Annotated in this window: 12 protein-coding genes; 8 read left to right on the plus strand and 4 right to left on the minus strand. The window is 51.2% G+C overall.

Features of this window, described 5'->3' with window-relative positions:
• Positions 1 to 22: 22 nt before the first annotated feature.
• Positions 23 to 379 (minus strand): hypothetical protein, encoded by a 357-nt coding sequence (locus INT19_RS19100; protein WP_038478174.1) that lies wholly within the window; start codon positions 377 to 379, stop codon positions 23 to 25.
• Between the two features lie 228 nt (positions 380 to 607).
• Here INT19_RS19100 and INT19_RS19105 point away from each other — a divergent pair, with 228 nt between their 5' ends.
• The 5 genes from INT19_RS19105 to INT19_RS19125 all read left to right on the plus strand — a co-directional run bounded on the left by INT19_RS19105 (position 608) and on the right by INT19_RS19125 (position 4,750).
• A complete protein-coding gene (locus tag INT19_RS19105; protein WP_193061889.1) occupies positions 608 to 2,233 on the plus strand; it encodes a BCCT family transporter in 1,626 nt (541 codons plus the stop codon).
• A gap of 47 nt (positions 2,234 to 2,280) precedes the next feature.
• The gene (locus INT19_RS19110; RefSeq protein WP_193061890.1) at positions 2,281 to 2,427 is read left to right on the plus strand and encodes a hypothetical protein; all 147 of its coding nucleotides are present in this window, start codon (positions 2,281 to 2,283) and stop codon (positions 2,425 to 2,427) included.
• A gap of 192 nt (positions 2,428 to 2,619) precedes the next feature.
• Entirely contained in the window at positions 2,620 to 3,969 is a 1,350-nt protein-coding gene (locus INT19_RS19115; protein ID WP_193061891.1) for an MFS transporter, read from the plus strand.
• Between the two features lie 14 nt (positions 3,970 to 3,983).
• On the plus strand, positions 3,984 to 4,499 hold the full coding sequence (locus tag INT19_RS19120) for a retropepsin-like aspartic protease family protein (RefSeq protein ID WP_193061892.1): 516 nt from the start codon (positions 3,984 to 3,986) through the stop codon (positions 4,497 to 4,499).
• 71 nt (positions 4,500 to 4,570) lie between these two features.
• Complete coding sequence (locus tag INT19_RS19125) at positions 4,571 to 4,750, plus strand: PLDc N-terminal domain-containing protein (RefSeq protein ID WP_089039806.1); 180 nt, start codon at positions 4,571 to 4,573, stop codon at positions 4,748 to 4,750.
• Positions 4,751 to 4,868: 118 nt separating this feature from the next.
• Here the strand turns inward: INT19_RS19125 and INT19_RS19715 are convergent, their stop codons facing one another.
• Positions 4,869 to 4,991 carry a hypothetical protein gene (locus tag INT19_RS19715; protein ID WP_264298822.1) on the minus strand — a complete coding sequence of 41 codons (123 nt, stop codon included), beginning with the start codon at positions 4,989 to 4,991 and terminating at the stop codon, positions 4,869 to 4,871.
• Positions 4,992 to 5,219: 228 nt separating this feature from the next.
• On the opposite strand from INT19_RS19715, the gene INT19_RS19130 reads away from it, so the two are divergent.
• Together INT19_RS19130 and INT19_RS19135 are read left to right on the plus strand one after the other, a co-directional pair.
• The gene (locus tag INT19_RS19130; RefSeq protein ID WP_038478158.1) at positions 5,220 to 5,978 is read left to right on the plus strand and encodes a winged helix-turn-helix domain-containing protein; all 759 of its coding nucleotides are present in this window, start codon (positions 5,220 to 5,222) and stop codon (positions 5,976 to 5,978) included.
• An 18-nt stretch (positions 5,979 to 5,996) separates the two neighbouring features.
• The gene (locus INT19_RS19135) at positions 5,997 to 7,592 is read left to right on the plus strand and encodes an ATP-binding protein (RefSeq protein WP_193061893.1); all 1,596 of its coding nucleotides are present in this window, start codon (positions 5,997 to 5,999) and stop codon (positions 7,590 to 7,592) included.
• Here the strand turns inward: INT19_RS19135 and INT19_RS19140 are convergent.
• On the minus strand, positions 7,555 to 8,493 hold the full coding sequence (locus INT19_RS19140) for a LysR family transcriptional regulator (RefSeq protein WP_193061894.1): 939 nt from the start codon (positions 8,491 to 8,493) through the stop codon (positions 7,555 to 7,557). The two genes, INT19_RS19135 and INT19_RS19140, sit on opposite strands and share 38 nt — an antisense overlap.
• Before the next feature lie 99 nt (positions 8,494 to 8,592).
• Between INT19_RS19140 and metE the strand changes: the two genes are divergently transcribed.
• Positions 8,593 to 10,890, plus strand: coding sequence for a 5-methyltetrahydropteroyltriglutamate--homocysteine S-methyltransferase (gene metE / locus INT19_RS19145; protein ID WP_193061895.1), 2,298 nt, complete (start codon positions 8,593 to 8,595; stop codon positions 10,888 to 10,890).
• Positions 10,891 to 11,045: 155 nt separating this feature from the next.
• On the opposite strand, the gene ppk1 is transcribed toward metE, so the two are convergent.
• Positions 11,046 to 13,259: a polyphosphate kinase 1 gene (gene ppk1, locus INT19_RS19150; protein ID WP_089039802.1), complete on the minus strand. Its 2,214-nt coding sequence runs from the start codon at positions 13,257 to 13,259 to the stop codon at positions 11,046 to 11,048.
• Positions 13,260 to 13,314 lie beyond the last annotated feature (55 nt).

Genomic DNA, 13,314 nt, shown 5'->3' on the forward strand with positions numbered 1-13,314 from the left:
AGCGGCGGTAGTCAGCAACTGATTAAGACCGGTGGTGGTCGTCTTTAACTTCGTAACTACCTTCTATTGCGTCGTGCTGGCTCGTAGAGGTATCCCTGTAAGCATAACCGCCACCAACATCCTGAGCGTTGTCAGCGCGCATCTGCTCCATGCGTTTTTTCATTTTATGGCGGACAAAGGGCATCATTGCCCAGCCAATGAGCAGGAAAAAAAGTCCGAGTACAACACCGACGATCATCAGTGCACCAAACGCTAACCACGTCAGTAGCAGTTTAATACTGCCCATCAGGCCGGTCGGCTGGGTCTGGGCTGCCCGAGCACGCCACTGGTTAGCAGCTTGCCACGCGGCATTGCGTTGATCACGATTCATTTGCGGCATGAAAGCCTCCATCGTTCATATGCGTTCCATTGGAACACAGGCTGGGTATCAAGTTCCTGCTCAGAGTTAACATTTCTTCATTCTGGCCGTGAAGGAGTTTTGTACGAATATGTTAGGTTAAAAGTCATGCCGTTTAAGGTTCAGTACAAGATCTGGATTTCAAAAAAACAGCATTTATCGGTACATTTTACGCTGTTACACACAATGCTCATTTAACAGGATGGTTATATGGCAAATCATGGCGGTAAGTCGGTATTTGTCGCCTCTGCGGTGATTATATTCGGCTTGGTTGTTATTGGCGCTGCATTCCCAGAAGGCTTTGGTAATGCAGCCCAAGCAGCGCTCACATCAATTACGGAACTGTTTGGCTGGTTCTACTTATTTTCAGTGTTTGGCTTTGTAGTTTTTCTGGTTGGCTTAGCATTGAGTAAGTATGGAAAAGTGCGCCTTGGCCCTCAGGACAGTACGCCCAGCTACAGTTTTTTCTCGTGGATTAGCATGCTGCTGGCGGCTGGGTTCGGCGTTGGGCTGGTGTTCTACGGTATGGCTGAACCAATGACGCACTATATCAACCCTCCCTATGGTGACGTGCCTGCTGAAACTGACGCTGCTGCGCGCTATGCAATCCAATACAGTTACTTTAACTGGGGTATCCATCAGTGGGCAGCATTTTCTGTTGTGGGCTTAATTATTGCCTACTTTCAATTTCGGAAAGGGCAAGCAGGGCTGGTGTCTTCAGTACTCTCTTCAGTGACGGCTAAGCATCCCCGGGTCCGTCCTTACGCATCATGGCTAGATGTTTTTGCTGTGGTCGCCACCGTTATGGGGGTTGCCACCTCGCTTGGCTTAGGTGTGCTGCAAATGAACGGTGGGCTTAATGCGGTGTTTGGTTTGCCGGAAAATGGCTTTTGGCAGTTTGTCATTCTGTTTGTCATGTTTTGTGCTTACATGGCATCGACATGGTCAGGTTTGGATAAAGGCATTAAGCGGTTATCGAACTTAAACATGATTTTATGTATTGGCTTGATGCTGTATGTATTAATCACCGGCCCCACTATTGCTATTTTAGAGACCATTACCCTGGGGATTGGTGATTACCTGCAAAACTTTATTGGCATGAGCCTACGTATTTCGCCCTATAGCGATAATGAATGGGCGAGTAGCTGGACCATTTTTTATTGGGCATGGGTCATTGCCTGGTCGCCGTTTGTGGGTACCTTTGTGGCGCGTGTTTCCCGCGGCCGCACGATCAAAGAGTATGTTTTTGGCGTACTGTTTGTGCCGCCACTATTAGCCTGTTTATGGATAGGTGTTTTTGGCGGTGCTGCGCTTAATTTGGAAATGTCGAGCAGTGATGCTGGATTGGCTGCCGCCACTGAAGCCAATATTACCGTGGCGTTGTTTGAGATGTTCGAGCTAATGCCCTTTACCGGTGCATTATCGGTAGTCGCCATGATGCTTATCTTCATTTTCCTGGTGACGTCGGCAGATTCTGCTTCCTACATCGTGGCGCAAATGACCGACAATGGCTCCATCAATCCGCCACTTTATAAGCGTATTATTTGGGGTGTCTTGATCGCCGCTATTTGTTTAACACTGATTGTGGCGGGTGGACTTTCTGGCCTGCAGTCAGCGGCGGTGCTTTCGGCATTACCGTTTACCTTTATTTTGTATATGATGATTGTAGTGCTGGTTCGTGAGCTGCGTGCTGATCGCAAGGCGATGCAAACGCAGCTATATCGTCGCCACGGGGAAACGCCGGTTGGTGCTGATGCGTTTGAAGCTGAGCAGTTAGGCGAGGAAGAACGCCTACGCCGTGCTCCAAGTGTCGTCAATCGCCGCATTAATAGTTAAATTATTCGCTGATTTATGGGGAATGCACACATGGATAAGGCGTGCTGATGGCCCGGCAAGGACACCACGGTGCCACGCGAAAACAGCCCAAAAGGGAGGTTTTTGATCGCTGGCTGGATCGAATCGTCACTGTTGCTGTTATAACAGCGATGGTGGTGGGTATTGCGGCCGTGGTAGCGCACTGGTTGCTATGATCCAGAAGGCCAAGGATGGCAAAAGCAACAATGTTCAGCGTATTACGCTCGGCTATGCCGAGCGTTTGCTTTTTTAAGGCCCCGTCCGCGGTTAAGCCGCTTTACTGAATAATCACCTGCCCTATTATCGTTATGAATTAGCTGTCGTTAATAGGGTAATGACGCTACTACACACTTTTTGAGAGAGCCTGCATGCTGACTGCTAACCCCGCCAAGGTTGCTCCCACCTACGCATCGCGACGTGAAATATTTGGTTGGGCAATGTTTGACTTTGCCAACCAGGCTTACACCTTGCTCATCATCACGGTCGTGTTTGGAGAACTGTTTACGACGGTAATCGTAGGTGATCGAGGCGATGGCTTTCGTCTAGCCAATTTTTTGTGGAGTCTCGCGCTAGCGTTGAGCTATCTAATGGTCGTATTAACTGCCCCGCTCTGCGGTGCCGTGATGGATTATCGAGCAGAAAAAAAACGCTTTTTATTAATCAGTTATCTCGCCACTGTGGCGACAACTGCCATGCTTTACTTTGTCGAGCCTGGTTACGTAGTCGTGGGGCTGCTGTTAATTATACTTTCAAACTATGCTTACTCGATGGGCGAGTCGTTTATTGCCGCTTTTCTACCGGAGCTAGGCCCTCCTGATGCGCTGGGTAAAATTTCTGGGTTTGGCTGGGCGCTTGGCTATATTGGTGGCCTTTTTGCCGCTGGTTTTACGCTGATGGTGCTAGGGGAGGCGACCGCCGATAACTTTGAACGCATACGTTGGGTAGGTCCTTTTGCAGCTGGCTTTTTCTTAGTAGCGGCGATTCCCACCTTCCTATGGATGAAAGAGCGAGGTGTGCCTCAACCCCATGCTGTTTCCTATCAACGTATTGCGTTACAGCGTGTTCGCTCAACATTTACTGAGCTGCGCTACTTTAAAGACTTAACTGTCTTTTTGGTGTCGCTGTTATTCTCAATGGCAGGTGTCTACATCATTATTGCGTTTGCTTTTATTTATGGTGCTCAGGTGATTGGCTGGGATGAGGGAGTGCGCAATATTATGTTTATTATTGTTCAAATAACGGCAGCGGCAGGCGCACTGGGATTTGGTTTTTTACAGGATAAATTGGGCGCCAAGCGCACGTATCAAATGACACTAGCGCTGTGGGTCATCGCTATTTTATCGATATGGGCGACGCCAGAGCTGACCGACTGGGTTAACAGCCGTTACGCCGTACAGTGGCAAGCACAGTACGTTTTTCTGGTGGTCGGTTGTCTGGCGGGTCTTAGTCTGGGGTCTAGCCAATCAGCTAGCCGGGCGCTGGTCGGCGTTTTTTCACCACTGGAGAAGTCTGCTGAGTTTTTTGGCTTCTGGGGGCTCGCTAATAAATTGGCCGGCGTGTTCGGGATTGTCATGCTGGGTGTTTTGCAAACGTTAATTGGTTTGCAAGCGTCTATCCTATTATGTGTAGGACTGTTTGTTATCGCGATGTTGATATGCGCTGGCGTGAATGAACAGCGTGGACGTGAGGCTGCACTTGCCTGGAAAAGGAGCGCTTAGTCTGGAGGTGGCGTATGAAAACCCTCGCTATGCAACGAGGTGGTATCGTCACAATGCTACTCTTTTGGGTGCTGCTATTGGCTGCTGGCACATGGCTATTAGATGGTGGTTTCGAGAAAGTAATGACGCCGAATGCCCATGTGATGTACGCCTCCGCCGATGACGGACCTGTCAATTTGACGCGTAATCGTGCTGGCCATTTTGAAGCGCCTGGGAAAATTAACGGGAAGCCGGTGACCTTCCTATTAGATACCGGGGCGACTTATGTTGCAGTGCCGCGCAACTTGGCTAGCGAGTTGGGGCTAAAGCCGGGACGCAGTGCTTGGTTTAATACCGCGAATGGTCGCGCAGAGGGCGCGCTGACACAGCTAGATGAGGTGGTGTTGGGCAACATACGTATGAATGGCGTACAAGGGTCTATAAGCCCTGGTATGGAAAACGATACCGTACTACTTGGCATGAGTTTTCTTAATTTATTGGTGATTGAAATACGTGGCGGGGAAATGGTGCTAAGCCTGCCTGCGGAGTGAATGTTACTTGTCTGTATCGAAACGGTGTGCTTAGCTAAAATTGATGGAAGCAAACCTGCTCAGGAGCAGTTATGGGCATTGAAGTAGGTGGATTACTAGGACTTATCTGGCTCATCATTGTTGTATGGGCCATTGTTAAAGTTGCTAAGAGTGCAGCAGGTGGGCTGGCAAAGCTGCTATGGATCTTGGCGCTATTGTTTTTTCCGTTAGTTGGACTGATCGCGTGGTTTCTATTTGGCCCCAAAGGGTAGCGAGCAACACGCTTTTTCTAAAAAATAAAGAGCGGACCACCTCTGTGGTCTGCCTTTTTAGTAACCTAGCGATCAGGCTACCTAACGGATCGTGAAACGGCTTATCACGCAAGCCGTTTTAGTCACTTGGTGGCGCTTTATAATGCCCCGGAATCGTCAGCTTCTCTCCATTAGGCAAATCGCGCACTTGAGTGGGTACGTAAACGCGCTTGATGACACTTTTTGTTTTGCTGATTCCCATAATGTCCTCCTTCTGCCAGATTATCGACAGTTAGCAACGCCACATTAGCGTTTGGCGGTGTAAGAATCAAGGTGTCTAGCAGGCGAACCATTACATAGGGTATGGGGAAAGAAGTAAGGGGGCAGGCGTTTGAACGGTTTTGAGGTATCCTGGAAGATATTGCAACCTGCGGTTACATAGGGTGAGCGGGTGATAACACAAACTGCCTAAGCGGAGTGAATATAAAGGATGGTAGACCACTTGGAACAGCAATTTCAGGCGCTTGGGGCTCAAGACGCCGCCACACTTGGCTATCCCGATCAAGATCACGTGTTGATTATTGAAGATGACCAGCGCTTGGCAGAGCTGACCCGCGAATATCTGGAGGCAAATGGCTTTCAAGTGACGCTAGAGGCGGATGGTGCAAAAGGCGTGGATCGTATTTTAACACTTCAGCCTGACTTGGTGATTTTGGACTTAATGTTACCGGGCGAAGATGGTTTGGCTATCTGCCGTCGTGTTAGGCCCAACTTTGCTGGTCCTATCATGATGCTAACGGCCCGCACGGATGATCTTGACCAGGTGCTGGGTTTGGAAATGGGGGCTGATGACTATGTTCCAAAACCGGTTCAACCCCGCGTCCTATTAGCACGTATGCGTGCGTTACTGCGTCGTGCCGATGCACCAGCGCCTGGTGGTGAGATGCGCCTGCGCTTCGAAAATCTAGAGATAGATAACGCAACGCGTGAAGCCTGGCTTTCCGGCGAGCGTATAGATCTTACCAGCGCGGAATTTGATCTGCTGTGGCTGTTGGCGAGCAACGCAGGGCGTGTATTAACCCGAGAAGAAATTTTCAATGAGCTGCGTGGCATTAAATACGATGGGCAGGATCGTTCAATTGACGTGCGGGTTTCACGTATTCGTCCCAAAGTAGGCGACGACCCTAACCAACCGCACCGGATCAAAACAGTGCGGAGCAAAGGCTATCTTTTTGTCAAAGACAGTTAACTAACAGAGGTTAACCGCATGCGGCGAGTGCTGGGCCACGGTTCTTTTTTAAGGTTTTATCTTCTGCTGGGGTTAGCACTATGCGTGGTATTTTTTATTGCATTGGGCGGGCGTTCTTTTATCGAGCAGATTCGTCGAGAAGATTATCGTGAACAGCTCGCCGCATTGCCGATGTCGTTAATGACGCAGCAGTTAGCGTCAAGTCCGGTGGCTGAAAGAGAAACCATGCTTGCCCGCTTTTCGGAACGGCTGGGTATGCAGCTCTCACTTAAGCGTATTGAAAGTGTGGGGCTTAACTACTTTGAACAAGCTCGCGTCGAGCGAGGCACGGTATTAGTTGCTGAAGAGCCCTGGCGGTTACGGCAACGCATACCCAACGATGAGTGGATGCTGGAAGCAACGTTTGCTGCCTGGAGCGAGCGCCAGTGGCAGGGCTGCATGATACTGCTCGGAGAGTGGCTTTCTAGCATGCCTCATGAGGCGAGGGCCGACGCCATCGCTTCGCTAGACGCGGGTGGCTGGCCACTTGTCCTGCTTTCAACGCCGCCCTCAGACCTTACTCCAGAACAGCAGTTTCAACTCGCTCAGGGAGGCGTGCTGACGCGGCTGGTGTCGGATAAGCTCTCGCTGATCCTGCTTTACCGGGTGCCTGGTGATAATCAGTGGCTGCAAGCGGGGCCGACCTCTCGTGGTGATACGCTGCCGGTCAATTTGCACTTACCTTTGTTGGTAGGCTTGATGGTCGTGCTTAGCCTGATTATTTACTTAATTATGCGCAGCATTGAATCGCGTATGGCGCGTTTAGAGCTTGCTGCGACTAGAATCGCTAGCGGGCGCTTAGAAACCCAGGTGAAAGTGGAAAGCGGAGACTTTTTAGGCCGCTTGGGTATGGCATTCAATGGGATGGCGAATCAAGTTCAGAGCTTGTTAAGAGGCCAGCAAGAGATGATTCGTGCGGTCTCTCATGAATTACGCACGCCGGTGGCCCGTATACGGTTTGCGGTGCAAATGGTCGAAGATATGACCGACCAACCTGCGATTCGCCGTCAGCTTCAGGGGATTGATGCTGATATTGCCGAACTAGACGAATTGGTAGACGAAATTCTCACCTATGCTCGCCTGGGGGGGGAGTCGAACAATGGCGTTGAATTAGAAATGGCGTTGGTTGAGTGCCGGGCAATGGCTGAGCGAGTCATCGACACGCTGTCACCTTTGCACCAAAGCTTATCGTTAACGCTGGATGGTAGTGCTGAAGTTGAGTTATACGCCGAACCTCGCTATTTACAACGAGCGTTGCAGAACCTTGTCAGCAATGCCTGTCGCTATGGCAAGTCGCAAGTAGTGATTCGCCTATGGGATGAGCCTCACCTTGTACGTATTGATATTGAGGATGATGGGCCCGGCATACCACCCGAAGCGCGTAGCGATATCTTCAAGCCGTTTGCCAGACTTGACGACAGTCGAGCCCGTAGCTCTGGGGGCTACGGGCTAGGTTTATCTATTGTGCAAAAAATTATCGCAGGCCATGGCGGTAGCGTCACTGTTGATACCAGCCCTACACTGGGCGGCGCGCGCTTTACGTTGCTGATTCCTCGTCGCGAGTTGCCGGTTTAATACCTGACAGCACCGCAAATGACGTCTCTTTAGCGGTGCGCAAAAAATCCTGCATCCAAGGCGCTTCTATATTTTCCTCCCGAATGGCAGCATAAAGTGTGCTCCAAATGCCGTTCTCGCCCAGTTTTACGGCGCTAACGTAATCCCGCTCTAAATACTCGGTGAGCGCCCAGTTGGGTAGCGCGCAGACGCCTCTACCGCTGGCAACAAGCTGCATCATCATGATGGTGAGCTCTGCGGTGCGAATTTCCTGTGGTCGTACATTGGCGGGAGACAAAAACTGGGTAAACACATCTAGCCGGGAGTGTTCGACTGGGTAGGTGATTAGCGTCTCCTCGGCTAACGCTTGTGGTTCGATAAATGGTCGGCCGGCAAAGGCATGCTGTCGAGCAACCGCTAGTAGTCCCTCATAACGAAACAGCGGCACGTAGTGAACCCCTTCCAGTGGCTGAGGATCGGCGGTAATCACCAAGTCTAACTGCTCTCTAGCAAGGGCAGGGAGTGGGTCGAAGTGGTGACCGCTGGGGATATCGATTTCCACCTCTGGCCAATGGTCGCGAAAATAATCCACCGTTGGCATCAGCCACTGGAAACAGCTGTGGCACTCGATCGCCATGTGTAATCGTCCCTGTTCGGTACCTGCTAAGCGAGCTAAGTCGCGCTCAGCTTTACGCACCTCAGGCAAAATCTCATCCGCCAGGGCCAATAGGCGAAGACCCGCCCGAGTGAATTCTACTGGGCGCGTTTTACGTACAAACAGCGCGCTGTCAACGCGACCTTCCAAGTCTTTTAGCTGATGGGAAAGTGCCGACTGCGTTAGGTGAACCCGCTCAGCAGCCTCCACTAAAGAACCGGTTTCCCGGAGGGCAAGCAGCGTGCGCAGGTGGCGTAATTCAATCATTGTGAGTATTTTTCATGATTAATATTAAAAACTTTAGTTTGATTCATCTTTGTAGGGTGAGCAGACTGTGCGAAATCATTCACGTTGAAAGGTTTCATCATGACAGTTTCTCATATTCTCGGCTATCCCCGAATTGGCGCTCAGCGCGAACTTAAAAAAGCCACCGAAGCCTATTGGAAAGGAGACATCACACGGGGAGACCTTGAAGCAACAGGTCAGGCGCTCAGGCTTTCTCATTGGCAGACCCAACAAAACGCGGGCCTCGACTTTATCAGTGTTGGCGATTTTGCATTTTACGACCAGGTACTTAATGTTTCCGTCATGCTGGGAGCGGTGCCCGCGCGTTTTAATGCCCAGCACGAAGTTAGCGCAGGCAACGTTGATTTGGATACCGCGTTTCGCATGGCCCGTGGCCGTGCCCCTAGCGGGACACCCGCAGCTGCTTGCGAAATGACCAAGTACTTTGATACCAACTACCACTACTTAGTACCTGAGCTGCATGAGGGGCAGACGTTTACGCTAGCGTCTGACCGCTTATTTAATGAAGTAGATGAAGCTTTACAGGCGGGCTTTACGCCGAAAGTGACGCTAACCGGCCCGCTTACTTGGCTATGGCTGGGTAAGACTAAAGGTAGTGAGTTTGACCGGCTGAGCCTGTTAGACAGCGTACTGGATGTGTATAGCGAAATTCTGGCACGCTTAGCCACTCAAGGTATTGAGTGGGTGCAGCTTGACGAGCCTGCTCTGGTGCAAGACTTGCCGTTGGCGTGGCAGCAAGCGTATGAGCGCGCCTATCATCGCCTGCAATCGGCGCCGCTGAAGCTACTCGTTGCCAGTTACTTTGGTGCGCTGGGTGATAACCTTTCGCTAACCACTCGCCTGCCAGTGGCTGGGTTGCATATTGATGCTGTGCGTGCGCCGGGCCAGGTAGAGAGCGTGATTGATCGTTTAAGCCCTCATCAAGTGCTCTCAATTGGCTTAGTCGATGGCCGTAATATCTGGCGTGCTGATTTGGCAGCCCTACGTGAGCGTTTGCTGCCCTTAAAAGTGCGTTTAGGGCAGCGGTTATGGCTGGCGCCCAGCTGCTCGTTGCTGCACGTGCCGGTAGACTTATCCCAAGAAACCGAGCTAGAGAGCGAGCTGGTCGGCTGGTTAGCATTTGCCCGGCAAAAACTGGATGAGGTGGTGACCCTCGCTCGGCTCATTGATAATCGCACAACGCCTGTCGATGAACAGCGGGTGAGCGAAGCAACGTATGCTTTGGATAAGCGTCGGGAATCAACCCGAATTCATCAGCCTGCTGTCAGCTCACGTCTAGCAGCAATAACGGCTCAAGATAGCCAACGCCAATCACCTTATGTTGCCCGCGCAGCAGCACAGCGCAGAGCGCTTGCGTTACCGCTGTTTCCCACCACCACCATTGGTTCTTTTCCGCAAACAGGTGAGATACGCGCTGCTCGTCGGGCATTTAAAGCCGGTGAACTGGGCCAAACGGATTATGAAGCCCGCATGCGAGAAGAAATTGCCTTCGTCGTAGAGCGCCAGCAAGCACTAGGTCTTGATGTGCCTGTCCATGGTGAGGCTGAACGTAATGACATGGTGGAGTACTTTGGTGAGCAGTTAGAAGGCTTTGCCTTTACGCGCTTTGGCTGGGTACAAAGTTATGGCTCTCGTTGTGTGAAACCGCCGATTATTTTTGGTGATGTCACCCGCCCAGAGCCAATGACAGTGAAGTGGAGCGAATATGCCCAATCGCTCACGGATAAGCCCATGAAAGGCATGCTGACAGGGCCTGTGACGATTTTGCAGTGGTCGTTTGTGCGTGATGATCAACCCCGCGCAACCACCTGCCGCCAGATCGCCCTGGCGCTGCGTGACGAAGTATTAGATTTGGAAAAAGCCGGTATTCGGATCATTCAAATTGATGAGCCCGCGCTACGTGAAGGCTTACCGCTGCGTCAGCACGAGTGGCAGTCCTATTTAGATTGGGCGGTAGAAAGCTTCCAGCTAAGCGCTGCTGGCGTTAAGGATAGCACCCAAATTCATACCCATATGTGCTATTCGGAGTTCAACGACATCATTGGTGCCATCGCTGCACTAGACGCGGATGTGATTACTATTGAAACGTCGCGTTCCGATATGGAGTTGCTGGACGCTTTCCAGGATTTTGCATACCCGAACGAAATTGGGCCAGGGGTTTATGATATCCACACGCCCAATATTCCGGATGTTGCGTGGATGGTGGCGCTGATGGAAAAAGCGCTGGAGAAAATCCCTGCCGAGCGGCTGTGGGTGAACCCAGACTGTGGTCTAAAAACCCGTGGTTGGGCAGAAGTAGAGCCTGCATTGGCGAATATGGTGGAAGCGGCCAATCAACTACGTCAGCGTTATGCGTAATTAACGGATCACCCGCTAGACAAGTAAGTAAGGGTGATAAAAGTTAATTCTGAGCATAGGTAGTTCTAAATATAGGTAGTTCTGAACACAGCTATTTGTCATTTAAGCCCCGCTGCAACAGGCAGCGGGGCTTACTGTTTCTCTAGCGGTGATAGCTAGCTTTTAGAGGCGTAGGCATAGAGCAGTGTTTCCTGGGCGCTGATCGGGTCGCCATTGCCAGGGCTCTGCAGTTGATAGCTGCCGTCGCTTTGTAGTAGCCAGCTTTGGCAGTTATCGACCAGATAGGTTTCCAAATCTTTACGTACTCGGGTGGCCAGCTTTTTATCCAATAGCGGGAAACAGGTTTCTACGCGATGGAACATATTGCGTGACATAAAATCAGCGCTTGAACACCACGTTTCTGGCTTGCCGTCATTGTGGAAGTGGAAAACACGGGTATGTTCTAAAAAGCGCCCAATAATCGACCGCACGCGGATATTCTCTGAAACACCCTCGATACCGGGTTTCAAACAGCACATGCCGCGAATGATTAGGTCGCACTCTACGCCTGCTTGCGAGGCGCGATAAAGCGCTTTGATAAGCTTGGGCTCTGTTAACGAATTACACTTAATAATGATATGCCCACGCTTACCTTTAAGCGCCACCTGAGCTTCACGGTCAATCATTTCGACTAAGCGCTCGTGAAGCGTAAAGGGGGCGTGGAGCAGGGTATCGATCTTGCGCGCGCGGCCCATGCCAGAAAGCTGCTGGAACACTTTATGCACGTCCGCGCATAGCGCTGTATTGGCAGTCAGCAAGCTGTAATCGGTATATAGTTTGGCGGTTTTAGAGTGGTAGTTGCCGGTACCTAAATGTGCGTAGTGGCGCAGCTCGCCCTTCTCACGTCGCACGATATGCAGCATTTTGGCGTGGGTTTTATAGGCCATGATGCCGTAAATCACGATGGCACCGGCTTCTTGCAGGCGTGATGCTAACTGAAGATTGTCGGCCTCATCGAAACGCGCCCGCAGCTCGATAACAACGGTAACTTCTTTGCCTTGGCTAGCGGCATCGACCAGAGCACTCACTATCGTTGAGTCTGCGCCTGTACGGTACAGCGTCTGCTTGATTGCCAGTACGTCCGGATCACGTGCAGCCTCGCGCAGTAAATCTTCGATAGGTGAAAAGGACTGGAACGGGTGGTGAAGCAGAATATCGCTTTTGGCAATAGCGCTAAACAGGCTGCCACCTTTTAATGCTTTTGGCACGCTAGGTGAGTAAGGGCGGTAGAGTAGCTCTGGTCGGTCGACATCGCCGAGAACCGCCATCATGCGGGTCAAATTTACCGGCCCTTGAACACGGTATAAATCGCTGCTTTCTAGCTCAAACTGGCGCAGCAAGAAACTGATCAAGTCATCTGGACAATTATCAGCGACTTCAAGGCGAACACCGCTGCCATAGCGACGGGCTAATAGCTCGCCACGTAGCGCTGAGGCCAAGTCTGAGACCTCTTCTGGGTCGACGGTCATATCGGCATTGCGGGTCAGCCGGAACTGATAACAACCGCGCACACGCATGCCGGGGAAGAGTTCCTCTGCATGTGCGTGAATCATCGACGATAAGAAAATATACTCGGAGAAGCCTTCTGCACATAGCGCTTTAGGCAGCGCCATCAAACGAGGCAGTGAGCGGGGTGCTGGCAGTATTGCCATACCGCCAGCCCGGCCAAAGGCGTCCTTTCCCTCTAGCTCAACAATGAAGTTGAGGCTTTTATTAACCAAACGCGGGAACGGGTGGGAAGGATCTAAGCCAATGGGGCTGATGACCGGCATGATCTCGTTATCAAAAAAATCTTTCACCCAGGCTTTTTGCTCGTCGGTCCACTGATCGCGACGACGAAAGCGTAATCCCTGAGCTTCCAGCGCGGGCAGCAGTGTTTCGTTCAATATTTGATATTGGCGGGCAATTTGCTGATGCGCGATATCCGAAATTTCTGCCAACACAGCCTTGGGTAAGCGGCCATCAGCGGCGGTGGTATCGTCGCCTAGTGCCATTTGGTGTTTAAGCCCGGCGACTCTTATCTCAAAAAACTCATCCATGTTGGATGAAAAGATCAGCAGAAACATCAGCCGGTTAAGTAGCGGATGCGCATCGTCCAGGGCTTGTTCAAGCACCCGGATATTGAATTGCAGATGAGAAAGCTCGCGATTGAAGTAGAGCTGCGGATCGTCAAGATCCGCCTCCAAATGAGACTCTTTCGCGTGAACTCCGGTGGGGGTACGATTGATGCGCAATGGCAAAGCTTCTCCCTCGCCACTTACTGTCTCGTTTGCAGCGTTCGTTGACTCGCTAGAAAATACTGGCGTGGAATCTGCTGATTGATCGTCCATGGTTGCCCCCCCGGTGGTGGTTCATACTCATCATAGCGTGATAATTGCTGTTGAT

Origin of the sequence: Halomonas sp. 3A7M, from assembly GCF_014897875.1 — a bacterium.
Classification (GTDB): Bacteria; Pseudomonadota; Gammaproteobacteria; order Pseudomonadales; family Halomonadaceae; genus Vreelandella.

Bases quoted from the DNA above. Each gene is read 5' to 3' on its own strand.
- ppk1 (WP_089039802.1), bottom strand. From the start codon at position 13,259: ATGGACGATCAATCAGCAGATTCCACGCCAGTATTTTCTAGCGAGTCA.
- INT19_RS19135 (WP_193061893.1), top strand. From the start codon at position 5,997: ATGCGGCGAGTGCTGGGCCACGGTTCTTTTTTAAGGTTTTATCTTCTG.
- INT19_RS19100 (WP_038478174.1), bottom strand. From the start codon at position 379: ATGCCGCAAATGAATCGTGATCAACGCAATGCCGCGTGGCAAGCTGCT.
- INT19_RS19715 (WP_264298822.1), bottom strand. From the start codon at position 4,991: ATGGGAATCAGCAAAACAAAAAGTGTCATCAAGCGCGTTTACGTACCC.
- INT19_RS19125 (WP_089039806.1), top strand. From the start codon at position 4,571: ATGGGCATTGAAGTAGGTGGATTACTAGGACTTATCTGGCTCATCATT.
- INT19_RS19105 (WP_193061889.1), top strand. From the start codon at position 608: ATGGCAAATCATGGCGGTAAGTCGGTATTTGTCGCCTCTGCGGTGATT.
- INT19_RS19120 (WP_193061892.1), top strand. From the start codon at position 3,984: ATGAAAACCCTCGCTATGCAACGAGGTGGTATCGTCACAATGCTACTC.
- metE (WP_193061895.1), top strand. From the start codon at position 8,593: ATGACAGTTTCTCATATTCTCGGCTATCCCCGAATTGGCGCTCAGCGC.
- INT19_RS19115 (WP_193061891.1), top strand. From the start codon at position 2,620: ATGCTGACTGCTAACCCCGCCAAGGTTGCTCCCACCTACGCATCGCGA.
- INT19_RS19110 (WP_193061890.1), top strand. From the start codon at position 2,281: ATGGCCCGGCAAGGACACCACGGTGCCACGCGAAAACAGCCCAAAAGG.
- INT19_RS19140 (WP_193061894.1), bottom strand. From the start codon at position 8,493: ATGATTGAATTACGCCACCTGCGCACGCTGCTTGCCCTCCGGGAAACC.
- INT19_RS19130 (WP_038478158.1), top strand. From the start codon at position 5,220: ATGGTAGACCACTTGGAACAGCAATTTCAGGCGCTTGGGGCTCAAGAC.